The sequence below is a fragment of the Clostridium perfringens ATCC 13124 genome, from assembly GCF_000013285.1.
Lineage (GTDB): Bacteria > Bacillota > Clostridia > Clostridiales > Clostridiaceae > Sarcina > Sarcina perfringens.
Genome location: NC_008261.1, coordinates 543,567 through 562,176 on the forward strand (window position 1 = coordinate 543,567; position 18,610 = coordinate 562,176).

The following is an 18,610-nucleotide window of genomic DNA, read 5'->3' on the forward strand; positions in this document are numbered from 1 at the left end:
TATGGATTTTGGAACTATAACAAACTATTTTTCAGAGTACGGGCTTTTATTTTTATTTGTGATTATTCTTTTAGAATATATGAATTTACCGGGGCTTCCTGCAGGAATAATAATGCCCGCAGTTGGAGTTTTAGTTTCTAAAAGTGAAATGAGTCTTATAACAGCACTTTTGGTATCTGTAATAGCAGGTCTAATAGGAAGTTGGATACTTTATTGCATAGGAAGATTTGGAGGAGAATTAATTCTTAAAAAATATCTAAATAAATTTCCAAGTCACGAAAGCTTTGTAAATAGCAAAATTGATTATTTAAGAGAAAAGGGTTATACAGGAATTTTAATAAGCAAACTAATTCCAATGGCTAGGACAGTAATATCAATACCAGCAGGAGTTTTGAAATTAAATTTTCTTAAGTATAGTGTTTATGCAACTTTAGGCATTTTTATATGGAATACAGTTTTAATATCATCAGGATATTTCTTGGGAGAGGAATTATTAAAATTTTTAGGATAGAAATTGGAGGTGTTTTTGAAAATCTATAAATAGAATAAAGGCTAGGGGGATAATTAAATTGAAGGCGGTAGTTAAGCGTGTTTACAATGGATATTTAAACTTTGTACTAAAGACAAGTACAGTAAGTTTTGAAAATTTTTATGAGATAGATGATGAGATTATGGATAATTGTATTTTAGGCTTTTGGAAGGAAAATAGTTATTCTATGAATCTTCTATTAAAAAAATTAAATAGATATTATAAAGTTAAAAAAAATCAAGAGTTAGATGTAAATGTAGTTGTTACAGATGACTCTAGAGGGGAGTATATAGAATATATTCTTAATTCTTATGGAGCTAATGCTCTTAAAATGCCAGATGATGTTCATAAGAAAGAATTTATTAAGGAATTAAGGGAAAAAAGCAAGGAGGACTCCTTAGTTGCTTTAGCTTTAGATGGTCCCATAGGTCCATTACATGAGCCAAAGAAAATAGCCTTTTCCTTAGCAAAAGATTCAAATAAACCTTTTGTTGGAATAAAGGTTCGGCATTCAAAGAGGTTAAAATTAAAAAATAAAAGTGACAACTATGGCATACCACTTCCTTTTACAAAAATACAGTTTTCAGCAGATGTTTTTGGAAATATAGACAATGAGGTATTAACAAACTTTAAAGAATATAAGGAAATAGTTAAGGAAAGGCTATGTTTCTAACAGTGAAAAAGCTTTCTATGATATTATTATATTGAAATTATTGGATAAAATTTAAAGAATTAGAGAAATATTTTAGTTTAAGCTTATAAGATTAGATAGTCTTTAAGAGAGATTTAAAATCAACACTAATTAAATTATAGCTAAATTTAAAAATAAAATTAAGCTAAGTTTTATATGGTATCTAATAAAAATATAGTAATAAAAAAGGGAGTAATAAAGAGATGGAAAAGTATAATGTTTTAGTTGTTGAAGACGAAAAGGAAATAGCAGAGGCTATTGAAATATATCTAAAAAATCAAGGATACAATGTATTTAAAGGAAGTAATGGCTTAGAAGGATTAGAAATAGTTGAAAAAGAAGAGATTCATCTAGCTGTTGTTGACATAATGATGCCTAAAATGGATGGAGCAACAATGGTAATGAAAATTAGAGAAAGTTATGACTTTCCTATAATAATGTTATCAGCAAAATCAGAAGATATGGATAAAATTTTAGGACTTAATATTGGAGCAGATGATTATGTAACAAAACCATTTAATCCACTAGAGCTTCTTGCAAGAGTTAATTCTCAATTAAGAAGATATTCTAAATACTTAAACATGGTAAAAAAGGATGAGAAGAAAACAAATTCTTATGCCATAGGTGGATTAGAAGTTAATAGTGATAGAAAAGAAGTAATATTAGATGGAGATGTAGTAAAAGTAACTCCTATAGAATTTAAAATACTTCAATTACTTATTAAGAGTCCAGGAAGAGTTTTTTCAGCAGAGGAAATATATGAAAGAGTATGGAATGAAAATGCAGTAAACACAGACACTGTAATGGTCCATGTAAGAAATATAAGAGAAAAAATAGAGATAGATCCAAAAAATCCAAAATATTTAAAGGTGGTGTGGGGAGTTGGCTATAAAATCGAAAAGCAATAAGGAAAACTTACAAGTTAATAAGGAAAATAGAACTAATAAAACAAAGTGGTTTTTTACAATAATAACCTTAATATTAATAGGAATTATATCTATATGTTTATTATTATCATATCCTATAATAAAGAAAAATGCTCCAAACTATATTACAAGTTATAGTTTACTTGATAATTATAATTTTAGAGAAAAAATAATAAATACAAACTATGGAATTTACTATGATTATTTAGAGAAAAAAGCTGAGGAAAATGATAAAGAACTAAATCCTATAGAGGATTTATTCACTTTAAAAAGGGAAAATATATCTAATAGTGAAGAGAGTCCAGAATATAACTTAAATGAAGATAAGAGAGAGTTAAATTCCTATATTAAAGAACTTATAAATAAAGTACATTCTTTAGGAAACTTAAGAGTATATGCTATGGATGAAGAGGGGAATACAGTATATGAAACCAAAGGAGATCAAAATTGGTTGCTTGAAGCCTTAGCAAAGGGTTCATATATTGAAAATGGTGATTTAGAAAATTATTATAGATTTTATATGGTACTTAAGTATAACAATAGAGGCAAGGTTTCTTTAGAAAAAATTTATGGGGAGGATAGCCCAAGGGTAAGCAATCTATTATTAGATATGGATTCACAGTATTTTGCATATCACAATGAGTATGAAGCAAAACCCATAGAAAATATGACTTATGTGTATGCAGTACCAAAAACTTTAGAATATCAAGATAACTTATATTATAGTGAAATGAATCATAAGATTATGGCACTTGGGAGTGCTAGTGCTCCTTTTATCATGATTGGAATAATAGTCACTTGTTTACTTGCCTTACTTATTCCATTTAAATATACAAGAGAGGTTTTAGGTTTTAATAAGTTTTTAAAGATTCCTTTTGAGATTAACTTTATAATAGCTTCAATTATGCTAGCATTCACAATTGAAAGTGGAAGACTTATAATAATTCCAACACTTCAAGGAGGATTAAGTGAAGCTCTAAAAATGACTAGCTTACCACATTTAGATATAGTTACTAATATAATTAATGTGCTTTATTGGATGGTCATATATGGCTTTGTATTCTTTGAAGTAATCTATGTAAAATATATATTTAATATTGGATTTAAAAATTATATAAGAAAGCATTTATTAGTTTATAAAGTAAAAGACTTTATATTTTTTATCTTAAGAAAATTCATAAACTATATTAAAGGAATAGATTTAAATAAGAATAGTGATAAGGTTCTTTTAATAATTTTAGGAATAAACTTTGTCATTGTATCAATCCTTTGTTCAGTTTGGTTCTTTGGAATATTTGGAGTAGTAATATATTCAGGAATTTTATTCTACTTTGGTAGAAAATATATAGATAAGTGGAAAAAGGACTATAACAAAATTTTAGAAAAGACCAAGGAAATATCAAATGGAAACTTAGACTCTAAGGATGATGAGGATTGTGGCTTCTTTAATCCAATGAGAGATGAATTAAATAATATCCAAAAAGGATTCAAGGCAGCAGTTGATGAAGAAGTTAAGAGTCAAAGAATGAAAACAGAGCTTATATCAAATGTTTCTCATGATTTAAAAACTCCATTAACATCAATAATTGCTTATGTTGATCTATTAAAAGGAGAAGAAGATGAGGAAAAAAGGAAAGCTTACTTAGAAACTTTAGAGAGAAAATCACAAAGGTTAAAACACTTAATAGAAGATTTATTTGAAGTAAGTAAAGCTACTACTGGAAATATAAATTTAAATATAATGGATGTGGACATTTCATATCTTATGAAACAAGTAGTTTTAGAATTAGATGATAAAATAAATGAAGCAGGTTTAGATATGAGACTTTCATTGCCAGAGGAAAAAGTAATCTTACCACTAGATGGACAAAGAACTTACAGGGTATTTGAAAATTTAATAATCAACGTAGTTAAATATGCTCTTCCTAATTCAAGGGTGTATATAGATATTAAAGAGGGAAGAGAAAATGTTGATGTTATCATAAAAAATATTTCAGCAGATGAAATAACCTTTAATATTAATGAAATTTCAGATAGATTTGTAAGAGGAGATAAATCTCGTAACACAGAGGGTTCAGGATTAGGGCTTGCAATAGTTAAGAGCTTTGTTGAACTTCAAGGTGGAAAATTTCATATAGAAGTAGATGGTGATTTATTCAAAGCCATAATAAGCTTTAAGAAAAAGTAATTTAAAGAGTTACACATATTTAATTAATTTCATAGGGGATTTTTACAGGGGGCTTTGATTAATTTTAATTTTTCATTGTTCCCTGTTTTGTTTAATCTAAAATTTCATGTAAAATATAAAATTTTAGGTGTAACAAAATAACTTTTTAATTTCATTTTGTTACACCTTTTGTTACTCTTCAAATTGATTTTATTTGAAATCTTTTTTATCAAAATAATTCAAAAATTTTATAAAATCTATAATTTTATAAATAACTGAAAATAATAAATAAACTAATCCAATAAATTTAGCACTTTTAATAATAAATATAGAAATTAAAAAAACAGGAATAAGCTTTGATAAAAAATAAAAGTAAAAATTATATTTTTTATAATCTTGATTGAATTTAATACTATTAATTTTAAAAAATATAAAGTTTAAAGATATAAATAATCCAATAGAAAGAAAATAATCTATTGCTATAAATAAAATAAATATAAATATGTTTTTCATAGTTTTTCTTTTATTCCCTCCAAAATTCCATTATATATACAAGTAAAGTATAAAAATTAAATAAAAAAAGTTAAATATCAGATGCAAAACTGGTCAAATTTTAAACATAAATGGGTGAAAAAATAAGACTAAAAATATTTTTGGTCTTATTTTTATTAATTAAAATTTGAATTTTTATCTAAATTATGAGTTGCTTCTAACCCTCTAAAGTAATCTATTTTTATATAATAGTTTGGTGTAAGTTGTAAAAAAAGTTTTTTAAAGACACTAGAGATATTAATAAAGTAATGAATAAGGGTTCAAAGTAATAAAAAAATGCTTTGAACTATAATTTTTTACCTAAAAAACTTATTTCACTAAAATTTATAAATGTGGTATAATGCTCGACAGAAGAAATGACTAGATGGAAAAGAGGAATAGAGAGAATGATAAAAAGTATAAAAAAGAATTTAAAACCTAAGATTCTTATAAGTAATTTAATCTTGATAATTGGTATAGTTATCTTTGTTACTTTATATGGAGCTGTCTTTGGAAGTGCTAATAGTCTTGTAGGGGTATGCGCCATAACTGCAATGCTTATGTTTGTAGATGTTCATTTAAGTTTAAAATTAAATGAGGCTATTATAACTACAGTGTTATCTTTCGTTCTTATGGGAGTTTCAAGTCAAATAGCTTCAATAAATCCATTTTTAGGCTTTGTAGTAAATTTCATAAGCATATTTGTAGTTTCATATTTAGTTACTAACGCTATGGAAACAAAGGCATATTTACCTTTTATACTTTGTTATGTATTTATAGAAGGAACTCCTATTACATGGAGTGAATTGCCAAGAAGACTTATAGCATTATTTGTTGGAGGAGCATTAATAGCTTTAGTTTATTACTTCAGTCATAGAAAAAAAGATGACTCTGATCATATGAATATAAGTGAAATGATAAAAACTATGAATAAAAACACCCTTCAATTTAACTTTTCACTAAGAATGGCACTGGCTGTATCCATAGCTATGTTACTTGGAAGCATACTTGGTTTTCAAAAATCAATGTGGATAAGCATTACTGCAATGTCAATAACTCAACCACATTTTGATGATACTAAGACTAGGGTTAAGGAAAGATTTTTTGGTACTTTAATAGGATCAGCAATATTTGTATTAATATTTGTTTATATTGTACCACAACAGTTTAGTAGTATAGTTTTACTTATCCTAAGTTATATTTACACATTCATCAAGGAATATAAGATAAAGATGATATTCATAACCATGAGTTCTTTAGGGGCTGCAATGATTTTATTCCAACCAGGAGTTTCAGTACCTATGAGAATAGCTTTTATAGTAATGGGAATAGGTATAGCTTTAGTAGTAAATAAAGTTATCTATGGAAGACTAAAATTAGAGGAAAGCAATGAAGAATTAGATGAAACTATTAAAGATATAGATAAAGTAAATGATGAATTTTAGAGTAAATATACTATGTTAGAATTAGAGCTTTATAGATATAATTAAAGAGTATAAAGCTTAACTTTAGAAGAAGTATATTGTATTGATTAAAGTATATAAAATTAGCTTTTAAGAAAAGTATATTAAATATGCTTAAGCTAAATATCCATAATAATTAAAAATATATATTAAATTATTAAGAGGCTTGTACCAAAGTTACTCCTTAATAAAATTTATAGATTCCTAAAGAGCGATAATATATCACTTTTTATATTTAAAAATAATATAGAAGATTTTATATTAATTAGTTTAAGGAAGAGGTTTATAAGTTTTATAGTGAGTTTTGGTACAAGCCATTTTTTATTAGATTTTTAATAATATATATAAGATTTAAATAAGGCTTTAAATAATAATAATAGAACTTTAAAAAAGTTTTAGAGATATACTTAAATGAAAAGGTTGAATTTAAAGGAAGTTATAATATTTTTTATATAATTTATAAATAAAAAATTTCTACAGTATTAAAGATTTAAACTAAATATAAACTTTATTTAAAAAGTCTAGTGTAATTTAAAAAATAAAATGAAAAAATTAAATTTAAGAATAAACATGTTGTAAATTGTAAAACGAATTAAATTTACCTAAATATTATGATTTGATAATATGAAAATATATTTCAATAGGGAATAAAATATATGAAATAAAAATAAAATTAAGTGTATTTAAAGGAAAGATTTATTAGAAAGCAAGATGTTTTCAATAAAATAATATTGATAGTAGGTGGAATTATGAGTTTATGTAAAGGAACAGTTAAAATTGGGAAAAAAAATCTTAAAAGGGGAACTAATAAGTATTTTTTTAAGAGATATTTAAAAAAGAACTATGAGTTTACAGTTTCAGAGTTTAAGGACAGAAATAAATTTGAACTTTTAGAGCCTGTTAATGTAGAGGGGTTAGATTTTTTTGTTGATGTGGAGTTTAAGGGAATTAGACCAAAGGAAATAGATCTTAGAAGCATTGATAACTTAGAAAAATATCAATTTGAGAGATATGAACATTGGATTTCTAACAATTTAGGAATTTCTTTAGAAAATAGCAAGTGGAAAAACAAAAAGTTTAATTGGGGAAACTTAAATGTTAAGCTTTCAAAGACAGTAAAAGAGGATTTAGGATGTATAACAATAAAAGTTGTATATAATTAATGATTTTATTTATATGAATTGAAACTAATAATATATAAATAAATGAATATAATAAAATACTTTAAAAATTATAAGAAAATAAAGTTAACAAAAAATTCATAATTATGAGTATTTGTTGAAAAAAGTCAAATGTATTATTTGTCAAAATGTGATTTTATAAGAAATAAGTAGAATTATTTGGGAATGAAAACTTTTTATTTTGAAAAAAATGTTATTTTTAAGAGGGAATAAGCTATATTTTTCAATATAACTAATTTACAAATAAAGTATATACAAATTTAAACATTTTTTTGAGGGATATTTTAATTATTTTTAAAAATACAAAGGGTATTTATTAAAAAATAATTCATTAAAATAAGAAAAAAAGAAAAAATAGAAATTACAGGGGGCTTTATGAAAGAAGGATTTTAGTATATTATAGTTAAGTGAGATTAATTTGTTAAAATAAAAAACTAAATAAAGTAATAGGAGGATTCATGGAAGAAAATACTATAAGCTTACAAGAAATTGCTTATGCTTTAAAGAAGAGATGGAAACTAATTGCACTAATAACTATAGCTGCTACCTTAGTTTCAGCAATATTAAGTTTTTTTGTTATAAAACCACAATATGAGGCAAAAACTAAGCTTTTCATTGGTAAGCAAGAGACTACTCAAGAAAATGCATCTTATAATAATAATGATGTTATGATGTATCAAAAACTTATGAAGACTTATGCAGAACTTGTAAAGACTTCAGACTTAGTTACTAAGGCAGTTAAAAGTGCTAACTTAGATTATAATCAAAATCAAATAAGAGGGATTTTAAATAATCTTAATGTTACTCCAAGTGCGGATACTCAAATATTAGATTTAAGCTTTAAGGGAGGCAATCCTAAGGAAGTTTTAAAGGTATCAGAGGCCATAACAAATGAATTTATTTCGGAATCTAAGGAACTTATTCCAAATGGAAATGTACAAGTTATACAAAAACCACAACTTCCAGAACATCCAGTAAGTCCAAATAAGAAGCTTAATATACTTATTGCTTTTGTTTTAGGACTTATGTTAGGAGTAGGAGTAGTACTTTTAATAGAATACTTAGATAATACTTTTAAATCAAGAGAAGAACTGGAAAAAACTTTAGATTTACCTATAATAGGAGCTATTCCAGATTACGATAGTATAGAAAAATAAGGGGGAAAGTAGATGTTAATATTAGAAAATAATCCAAAATCAGTGGCAGCTGAAAGTTATAGAACCTTAAGAACAAACATACAATACTCTTCCTTTGATAATCCAGTAAAATCTATTGTTATTACTAGTTCTGAGCCAGGAGAAGGAAAGTCAACAACAAGTGCTAACTTAGCTCTTTCCTTTGCGCAAGATGGAAAAAAGGTAATTCTTATAGATTGTGATTTAAGAAAACCAGTTGTACATAAAGAATTTCAAATTAGTAATTCTAGAGGATTATCAGAATTTTTAATTGGAAATGTTGAATTTTCTAAGGTGGTTTACAAACATGAATCAGGACTTCATGTACTACCTTCAGGATTAGTTCCTCCAAACCCTGCTGAGATGTTAGCTTCAAGAGCTATGGAACATCTTTTAACTCAATTAGAGGAAAAATATGATTACATAATATTAGATACTCCTCCAGTTAATGCAGTAACAGATTCAAAAATACTTTCAACAAAGGTAGATGGAACAATACTAGTTGTAAAGTATGGATATACAAAAAAGGATGCTGTAATTGAAGCTGTAAAGGGCTTAAGGGCAGTTAATGCTAATATAATAGGAACAGTATTTAATGGAGAGGAAAATCAAAGGGGAAAATACTATCATTATTATAAAAAAGATTAATATTTAAATAAAACAACTTAACACCTCTAATTTAGAAGTGTAAGTTGTCAATTTTGATGTAAAAAAACTGAAAAAAAGTAATAATATTTAAGAGTTATAGTGTTTATGTTAATTGTTATTTTATTAATATTAGATGCAAAATTTATTAGATAAGTTATATAGAGATTAATATCAAAATTATTGGTTAGGAGGAAAGCTTGATGTATGAATCTATGGAGAAGGTTCAAGAAGAAAAAGAATATATAAAAGCAGACCAAGGAAATAGAATATACTTGTTTTTTAAGAGATTAATAGATATCCTTGGAGCTAGCTTTGGATTAATCATATTAAGTCCAGTATTTTTAATTGTAGCAATAGCTATAAAAATTGAAGATAGCAAGGGTAGCGTACTATTTTCACAAAAAAGAGTTGGACAGTATGGTAAAGAATTTAATATGTACAAATTTAGATCCATGGTTAGTAATGCAGAAGAGCTTAAAGCTAAGCTTATGGAAAAAAACGAAATGTCAGGACCTATGTTTAAAATGAAACATGATCCTAGAATAACTAAGGTTGGAAAGTTTATAAGAAAGACTAGTATAGATGAACTTCCTCAGCTTATAAATATTCTTAAGGGTGAAATGAGCTTAGTTGGTCCTAGACCAAGCCTTCCAAAGGAAGTAGCTAAATTTGAACCCTGGATGTTAGAAAGGCTAGAAGTGAAGCCGGGATTAACATGTTATTGGCAAGTTATGGGGAGAAATGATATAGATTTTGAAGATTGGATGAAGCTGGATATAAAGTATGTCCATGATAGAAATTTTTGGCTAGATATAAAGTTAATTTTTAAAACGTTTTTTGTGCTTTTTGGAGATGAAAGTGCGAGTTAAAGGGAATGATGATTATGAATAAAATAAGAGTAATTAGTGTATTCTCTTCTAGACAAGAAGCTATAAAAATGGCTCCACTTGTTAAATTTTTAGAAAAAGATAATAGATTTGAATCTATAGTTTGTGTAACAGCATAACATAGAGAAATGTTAGATTCTGTGTTGGAAATTTCTAGTATAAAGCCCCGGTATGATTTAGATATAATGGAGCTTTAGCTGAATTTTATAATAAAGTGACTATTGGGAATGTGGAAGCAGGGCTTAGAAGTTATGAATTATAATCAGCTTTTCCTGAAGAAGCTAACAGAAAATTAACGGGAGTTATAACTAATTTGCATTTTTCACATATAGATACTAATAAAGAGAATTTATTAAGAGAAGGTGTTAGTGAAGAAAAAATTTATGTTACATGGAATACTGTTATAGATGTGCTTTTAAGTATTATTGATGATAGATGTAAATTTTAACAAGATGTGTTAAATAAAATAGATTTTAAAAATAAAAAGATTGTTTTATTAACTACTCATAGAAGAGAAAATTAGGGAAAACTAATGGAGAATATTTTTGAGGCTATAACTAAATTAACAAAGGGAAATAACAGTGTTTAAGTTATATTTCCAATGCATAATAATTCTAGCATAAAAGAATTAGCACATATGTATTTTGATAGCTATAAAGAAAGAATTCATTTGATAGAGCAATTAGGATTGTAGATTTTACAAATTTAATGAATAAAGTTTATTTAATAATGACTGATTCAGGTGTAATTCAAGAAGAAGTATCAGCTTTAGGTAAACCAGTTATAGTTTTAAGAACAGATACAGAAAGACCAGAAGCGGTAAAAGATGGAACTGTTAAATTAGAAGGAATAGATAAAGATAAGATATTTAATATAACAAATGAATTAATAAATAATGAAAATTTATATAAAAAAATGGCACAGGCTGATAATCCTTACGGAGGTGGAAAAGCTTGTTCAAGAATTATAGATATAATATTAGAAAATTTAAACTAGGGGGATAAGAAAAATGAAAAAATTAAATATTATTGGATTAGGATATATAGGTTTGCCAACAGCATTATCATTTGCAAGTGCAGGAATTGAAGTCATAGGAACAGATTATAACAAAGAAATAGTTAATACATTAAATAATGGACGAGTTACTTTTAAAGAAGATGGGCTGTATAACTTATACAAGAAGGCTTTAAATAAAGGAATAGAGTTTTCAACTGAGTATGCTAAAACTAACAAATACATAATAACTGTACCTACACCATATATAAAAGAAAGCAAAAAATTAGATGCTAGGTATGTTATTTCTGCAGTAGAAAGTGTATTAGAAGTTTGTGATAAAGGGACAATTCTTGTAATAGAATCAACAGTTTCTCCAGGTACTATGGATAAGTTTGTAAGGCCAATAGTTGAAAATAGAGGGTTTGTAATTGGAGAGGATATACATTTAGTACATGCTCCAGAAAGGATAATACCAGGAAATATGGTTAATGAGTTGAAAAATAACTCAAGAACTATAGGTTCTGATAATATTGAAATAGGTTATGAAGTTAAAAGATGGTATGAAACTTTCTGTAAGGGTGAGATAGTTGTTACAGATATTAAAACAGCTGAACTTTCAAAAGTTGTTGAAAATACATTTAGAGATATAAATATAGCTTTTGCAAATGAGCTTTCAAGAATATGTAGAAAAGAGAATATGGATGTTTATGAATTAATAAATATAGCTAATAAACATCCTAGAGTTAATATACTTACTCCAGGTCCAGGAGTTGGAGGACATTGTATATCAGTAGATCCGTGGTTTTTAGTGGGGGATTATCCTGAAATAGTAAATATAATTAAGGCTGCTAGAGAGGTTAATGATTCACAACCGGATTTTGTTATAGATAGAATAAGGGATATCATGAATGAAAATGGAATAACTGATATATCAAAAGTTGGTTTATATGGGCTTACATATAAAGAAAATGTTGATGACTTAAGAGAAAGTCCAACACTTCAAATATTAGAAAAATTAGAACGATATTTTGTAAAAGGAATAAAACTATATGATCCTTGGATAGAAGAAAAAATATTTGAAAATCAATATAATAATTTTAATGAGTTTTTAGATAATATTGAATTGGTAGTAGTTCTTGTAGCACATGATCATATAAAAGAATTTAAAGACATGCTTGAGGGAAAGTTAATTTTTGATACTAAAAATATATTGAGAAATTTAAATGGAATATATAAGTTATAGAAAGGAAAAATAAATGAAAAATATTTTTATAATTGGATCTAAAGGTATACCTGCTAATTATGGAGGGTTTGAAACTTTTGTAGACAAATTAACAAGTAATAAAAAAAGTACTAATATAAAATATCATGTTTCATGTCTAAGTAATAATTTTGATGAATTTACATATAATGAGGCAAGATGTTTTAATGTAAAAGTTCCTAACTTAGGTGCTGGAAAAGCAGTACTTTATGATATAAGAGCATTAAAGATGTGTTTAGATTACATAGACAAAAATAAAAAATGCTTTAATATATATATTAGCTTGCAGAATAGGACCGTTTTTATCTAAGTATAAAAAAAGAGCTAGTAAATTAGGTGTAAAGATTTATGTTAATCCAGATGGCCATGAATGGAAGAGAGCTAAATGGAATTATCTAATAAGAAAGTATTGGAAAATTTCTGAAAAACTAATGGTGAAAAATGCTGATTTATTAATATGTGATTCAAAAAATATAGAAAAGTATATAAAAGAAGATTATAAAAAATATAATCCTAATACAACATTTATAGCATATGGTGCTGAATGTAAAAAATCTATTATTAAAGATAATGATAATAAACTTTTAGATTGGTATAAAAAACAAAATGTATTACCGAAAAAATATTATTTGATAGTAGGAAGATTTGTTCCTGAAAATAACTATGAGGTTGTAATAACAGAATTTATGAAATCAAATACTAATAAAGACTTAGTTATAGTTACAAATGTAGAAAAAAATAAATTTTATAATGAGCTTTTAGAAAAAACTAAATTTAATTTAGATAAAAGAATAAAGTTTGTAGGAACGGTTTATGATCAAGAGATATTAAAAAAGATAAGAGAAGACGCATATGGTTATATTCATGGACATGAAGTGGGAGGAACTAACCCATCTTTATTAGAGGCTTTAGCAAGCACTGATTTGAATTTATTATTAGAAGTTGGTTTTAATAAAGAGGTTGGAGAAGATGGAGCTTTATATTTTTCGAAGGAAAATAAAAATTTAGCTGAGCTTATAGATTCTGTTGATTATTTAAGTGAAGAAGATATTAAGAGTTTATCTTCAAAAGCAAAAGCAAGAATTATATCAAGTTATCAGTGGAATAGTATAATTAATTTATATGAAAGTTTATTTAATTATTAAAATAGGAAGGTATTATGAAAATTTTTAAATTGTCTATTTTAAAAACTATTTGGTATTCAATAAAATTTAAATCTAAAATATTAGTTGGAAAGAGATGCAAAATATATTTAAAAAAAGGGTCAAAAATAATTGTTAAAAATGGAGTTCTAAGGATAGGAATAGAACATAATACTTTAGTACATACAATTTTGGAGATAAATGAGAGTGGTATTCTTAATATTGATGGAAATGTTTCTATAGGTAAAGGATGTAAAGTTGTCATTGCAAATAGAGCTAAATTGGAAATAAATAATGACTCTTATATAAATGAGTGTTCTAAAATTGTATGTTTAAAAAATATTCACATAGGAAAAAAATGTGCTATTTCATGGGGAGTAAATATATTAGATACAGATTATCATTATTTGATAAAAAAAGGTATTAAAAATGTTAAAGAAAAAAATATATATATAGATAATCATGTATGGATAGGATGTAATTCTACTATTTTAAAAGGAAGTTTTATTGGAGAAAACACAGTAATATCAGCAAATTCTTTGGTGAATAGTAAAATTAAAAAAAATGGTTTGTTTATAAATGGAGTATTTAAAGAAGGATATAATTGGAGTAAATAAATTTTGGGTGAAAATATGTTTTTTAAAATTATAAAAATACTGAAACAAGATGGTTTTAATATATTATATATAAAAATAAAGAAAAAACTATATGAAAAATTTAAATATTTAAAATACCTTATTACTAAGGAAAAGTTATATAATAAATTAGAGTTTGTTAGCAGTAAAAAAAGATTACTATTAGATAATAATATTTTAAGAAAAAATATTTGCTATAAAACTGAGATAATTAATATAGCTAATAAAGTATTAGATAATAAATTAGAGTTTTTAGGGATAAAAATATGTGAAACAGATAATAAAATAGAGTGGAATAAAGATTATTTAAACAATTTTTATTGGAAAAATAAATATTATAAAAATATACAATTAACTGATAAAAATTTTAAGGCAGATGTAAAGATACCTTGGGAAATATCTAGATTACATCATTTGGTTTTTATTGGAGAAGCATATATATTATCTAATAATGAAAAATTTGTTAATAAATTTGTTTCAATAATAAATGATTGGAAAAAAAATAACCCATATAAAATGTCAGTAAATTGGACATGTGCTATGGAGGTAGCAATAAGGGCAGTAAATATAATTACTTCTTTAGAATTTTTTGAAGAAAGTAAAAGTTTAAAAAAAGAAATTCCTAATATAAATGGTATACTATATAAGCATGGAGAGTTTATATTTGAAAATTTAGAAATTGTTGATGGAATTAAGTCTAACCATTATCTTTCAGACATATGTGGGCTATTTTGGATAGCAATATATTTTAAAGGGTTTAACAATGAAACGAAAAAATGGTTAGAATTTTCTTTTAAAGAAATAGAGAATGAAATGAAGAATGAAGTGAATAATGATGGAAGTAGCTATGAGGGGTCAACTTCTTATCATAAGTTAGTAACCGAACTATTTTTATTTACAGCTATATTTGCAAAAAAAAATGGATATAGATTTAGTAAAGAGTTTGATAATAAATTAAAATTAATGGTAGAGTTTTTATATAATATATCAAATCAAGATAATACAATTCCATTATTAGGTGATAATGATGATGGTAGATTTATAATACTTAGTAATTATTACTCAAAAGAAAAGTATTGTATAGATTATATTATAGACTTATTTAATGGTTATAGTAGTAAAAATTATAATTTTATAAGAAATGAAAAAATTAAATATTATGATAGTAAATTTGTATTTGAGGAAAATGATAAATTAGAAAAGAAATTTTTTAATAATATAACTCAATATTATTATGGTGGATATTATATTTTAAAGAATAATAGATTTAAATTATTAATAAGATGTGGGGAACTATCATTTAGAGGGCAAGGTGCTCATAGTCATAATGATCAATTAAGTTTTATATTGAGTATTGATGGAAAGGAAATATTTATAGATCCTGGTACTTATGTGTATAATTCTAACTATGAAATGAGAAATAAGTTTAGAAGTACATGTATGCATAATACAGTTCAGATAGAAAATGAGGAGCAGAATTTAATTGATTTTGATAATTTATTTGCTTTAAAGGAAAGAACTTTTTCTAAAAAATTAGTTTTCAATGAAACTTTTTTTAGTGGAGAGCATTATGGATATTTTAAATCTAAAGGAATTGTTCACAAGAGGAATATAGAAATACAAAATAATATATTACTATTAAATGATATATTTTATGATAATAAAAAGTATAAGAAAACTATCAATTTTAATTTAGCTAAAAATTGTTGTGTTGAAATTATAAATAATGAAATTATAATTGACTCTAAAGTGAAAATAGTAACTGATATGGAATATTGTGTTGATGTTGGTAAATTTTCTGCGAGATATGGTGTTTTAGAAGATACAAAGAGAATTACTTTTACGACAAAAGAAAATTTTTGTAGCTTAAAATTAAAATTGATTGATTGAAAGGAGTATTATGTATAAAAGTTTTGTAGATAAAATACCAGAAATATTTTTTGCTCCATTAGAATTTCTTAATAATAAAATTTTTAAGAAATTAATAAAAAGTAGAAAATATAAAAAAATATATAAGAATACTATTAATGAAATAAAAAGATTTGAGATAATGAATTCAAGTGAAATAGAAGAATTTTCATTTAAAAAATTAAAAAAATTATTAATATATGCTTTTGAAAATGTACCATATTACAATAATTTATTTAATTCAATAAACTTTAATCCTAATTATATGAAAAATATATCTGAAATAAAAAAAATACCTTTATTAGATAAAAGAATAATAAACGAAAATTATAATAATCTTATATCAAATGAATTTAAGAATAATAAATCAAAATTAATTAAATTATCCACTGGTGGAAGTACAGGCAAGCCTTTAGAATTTTTAAGTCTTAAATATTATAATGAAGCTAGAGAAAATGCATTTATAGATTATATATTTAGCAAGAATGGATATAAAAAAGATATGAGAACAATAATTTTAAGAGGAGATAAAGTAAGAAATATAGATAAAAAAAAAGCTAAAAATATATATTGGAGAAAAAAAAGAGGAACAAATGATCTTATTATGTCTACTTATATGCTTAATGATGTAAGTTGTATTTTCTACATAAAAAAATTAATTAAATACAAGGCGAAGTGCATAAAGGCCTATCCAAGTGCTTTAGAATTATTAGCTAATAAGATGATTAGCATGAATTTAAAAAATAAGGATGTAGAATTGATAATTTGTGCATCAGAAAATTTAAGTTGTATGCAAATAGATATCTTTAAAAAAGTTTTTTGTAATGCTAAAATATTTGATTTTTATGGTCATACGGAACATTGTTGCTTAGCAGAGTTAAACAATAAAAATAAATACACTTTTATACCGAATTATGGATACGTTGAATTAGAAGAAAATGATGATGGGAGTTTTGAGATAGTTTGCTCTGGCTATAACAATTATGTTATGCCTTTCATTAGATATAAAACCGGAGATTTAGTTAAAGATTTTAATTTTATAGATGGAAAATTAGAGGTTAATAAGATAGAAGGTAGAAAAAAAGAGTATATTATTGATAAACTAGGTAATAAAATAGTTTTTACAGGATCATATAAAATACTAGATTGTGTAATAAATAAGATTTTAGCTGGACAAATAATTCAAGAAAACATAGGACATTTGTATGTTGATGTTATTGTTAATGAAAAATTTGAGGATAATGATAAAAATTCTATAATTTTAGCATTTAAATCTAAATATAAAGATAGATTTGATGTTGATGTAAGGATAGTAAAAGAGCTAAGAAAAACCAGTAGAGGAAAGATTAATTTCTTTATTCAGTGTATTTAATTATATTTTAAATTGGAGAGAGTTAATATGAAAATTACTATTATAGGACCATATCCACCACCAATAGGGGGTATATCTATACATATTAAAAGATTAAAAAGATTCTTATACAATAATGGATTAAAAGTTAAAGTTTTAAATGAGGAAACATATATTAATATATCTGAAAATATAATTCCTTTAAATGGATATAAAAATTTATTTAAATTATTAAGAAAAGATAATAGTGAATTAATTCATTTTCATACAATAAATAAGTATATAAGATCCTTATTATGGTTAATTAAGATAATTTTTAAGAAAAAAATTGTTTTAACTATTCATGGACAAAGTATGGTTAATCAATACAAAAATTCAAATATTTTCATAAGAAAAATGTTAATAAAAACATTAAATGATATAGATGCAACAATATTTGTTGATAAAAATAATTTGAATTTCTTTGATAAAATTGTAAAAAATAGAGATAAACTTAAATATATAAATCCATTTATTTTTCCATGTATTTCTGAGAATAATATTGAAAGACCAAATTTAAAAAGTTTTTTTAATAACAATGATTTTAAAATACTAATGAGTGGGAATATAAGGTTTTTTGAAGGTAAGGAATTATATGGATTTAAATCTATGATTAATGCAACTAAAAAGCTTAAAGAAAAAGGTGAAAATATAAAAGTGCTAATGATTATTATGGAATCAAATAATCAATCTATTGAGGAAAAAGAATATTATAAATTTATAAAAAAACAAGTTTTAGATAATGAACTACAAAATTATATATTTTTTTATGAACCAATAAATGAAGAAATATTTGATTTATTTGGAAAAGTTAATTTATTTGTCAGACCAACTATTGTAGATGGATTTGGTATTTCTTTAGCAGAATCAATATATATGAAAACACCTGCTATTGCCACTGATGTTTGTATTAGACCAAATGGAACTATTTTATATCATGATAATGAAGAATTAGCTAATATTATATATAATGTAAAGAATAATTATGATTATTATAAAAATAGTTTAGATAATATAAAAATACAAGATAGTTCTAAAGATATTTTAGAATTATACAATAATTTACTTAAGAAGGTGTAG

General features: G+C 24.7%; 14 protein-coding genes and 2 pseudogenes. All 16 read left to right on the plus strand.

The window, feature by feature from the left end; genetic code table 11:
* Position 1: 1 nt before the first annotated feature.
* The 16 genes and pseudogenes from CPF_RS02290 (at position 2) to CPF_RS02370 (ending at position 18,610) form a co-directional block, all read left to right on the plus strand.
* Positions 2 to 511, plus strand: a complete 510-nt coding sequence (locus tag CPF_RS02290) for a DedA family protein (protein WP_003455400.1) — start codon at positions 2 to 4, stop codon at positions 509 to 511.
* 58 nt (positions 512 to 569) lie between these two features.
* Positions 570 to 1,202, plus strand: a complete 633-nt coding sequence (locus tag CPF_RS02295) for a hypothetical protein (protein ID WP_003455619.1) — start codon at positions 570 to 572, stop codon at positions 1,200 to 1,202.
* A 221-nt stretch (positions 1,203 to 1,423) separates the two neighbouring features.
* Positions 1,424 to 2,128, plus strand: a complete 705-nt coding sequence (locus tag CPF_RS02300) for a response regulator transcription factor (RefSeq protein ID WP_003471479.1) — start codon at positions 1,424 to 1,426, stop codon at positions 2,126 to 2,128.
* Positions 2,103 to 4,334 (plus strand): sensor histidine kinase, encoded by a 2,232-nt coding sequence (locus CPF_RS02305; protein ID WP_011590200.1) that lies wholly within the window; start codon positions 2,103 to 2,105, stop codon positions 4,332 to 4,334. Before CPF_RS02300 ends, CPF_RS02305 begins: the two co-directional genes overlap by 26 nt.
* Before the next feature lie 917 nt (positions 4,335 to 5,251).
* Positions 5,252 to 6,289: an FUSC family protein gene (locus CPF_RS02315; RefSeq protein ID WP_011590202.1), complete on the plus strand. Its 1,038-nt coding sequence runs from the start codon at positions 5,252 to 5,254 to the stop codon at positions 6,287 to 6,289.
* A gap of 767 nt (positions 6,290 to 7,056) precedes the next feature.
* Entirely contained in the window at positions 7,057 to 7,470 is a 414-nt protein-coding gene (locus CPF_RS02320) for a hypothetical protein (RefSeq protein WP_011590203.1), read from the plus strand.
* A 476-nt stretch (positions 7,471 to 7,946) separates the two neighbouring features.
* On the plus strand, positions 7,947 to 8,645 hold the full coding sequence (locus CPF_RS02325; RefSeq protein WP_011590204.1) for a YveK family protein: 699 nt from the start codon (positions 7,947 to 7,949) through the stop codon (positions 8,643 to 8,645).
* A 12-nt stretch (positions 8,646 to 8,657) separates the two neighbouring features.
* Positions 8,658 to 9,311, plus strand: coding sequence for a CpsD/CapB family tyrosine-protein kinase (locus CPF_RS02330; RefSeq protein ID WP_003471542.1), 654 nt, complete (start codon positions 8,658 to 8,660; stop codon positions 9,309 to 9,311).
* Positions 9,312 to 9,511: 200 nt separating this feature from the next.
* Positions 9,512 to 10,180, plus strand: coding sequence for a sugar transferase (locus CPF_RS02335; RefSeq protein WP_011590205.1), 669 nt, complete (start codon positions 9,512 to 9,514; stop codon positions 10,178 to 10,180).
* Positions 10,181 to 10,194: 14 nt separating this feature from the next.
* Positions 10,195 to 11,194 (plus strand): annotated as a pseudogene (gene wecB, locus CPF_RS02340) (non-hydrolyzing UDP-N-acetylglucosamine 2-epimerase).
* Between the two features lie 13 nt (positions 11,195 to 11,207).
* A complete protein-coding gene (locus tag CPF_RS02345) occupies positions 11,208 to 12,437 on the plus strand; it encodes a nucleotide sugar dehydrogenase (RefSeq protein ID WP_011590206.1) in 1,230 nt (409 codons plus the stop codon).
* Positions 12,438 to 12,450: 13 nt separating this feature from the next.
* Positions 12,451 to 13,600 (plus strand): annotated as a pseudogene (cps2T, locus tag CPF_RS02350) (beta 1-4 rhamnosyltransferase Cps2T).
* A gap of 14 nt (positions 13,601 to 13,614) precedes the next feature.
* Positions 13,615 to 14,214: an acyltransferase gene (locus tag CPF_RS02355; RefSeq protein ID WP_011590207.1), complete on the plus strand. Its 600-nt coding sequence runs from the start codon at positions 13,615 to 13,617 to the stop codon at positions 14,212 to 14,214.
* A 15-nt stretch (positions 14,215 to 14,229) separates the two neighbouring features.
* Positions 14,230 to 16,122, plus strand: coding sequence for an alginate lyase family protein (locus CPF_RS02360; protein ID WP_011590208.1), 1,893 nt, complete (start codon positions 14,230 to 14,232; stop codon positions 16,120 to 16,122).
* Positions 16,123 to 16,132: 10 nt separating this feature from the next.
* Entirely contained in the window at positions 16,133 to 17,512 is a 1,380-nt protein-coding gene (locus CPF_RS02365) for a phenylacetate--CoA ligase family protein (protein WP_011590209.1), read from the plus strand.
* Between the two features lie 27 nt (positions 17,513 to 17,539).
* Positions 17,540 to 18,610: a glycosyltransferase family 4 protein gene (locus CPF_RS02370; protein WP_011590210.1), complete on the plus strand. Its 1,071-nt coding sequence runs from the start codon at positions 17,540 to 17,542 to the stop codon at positions 18,608 to 18,610.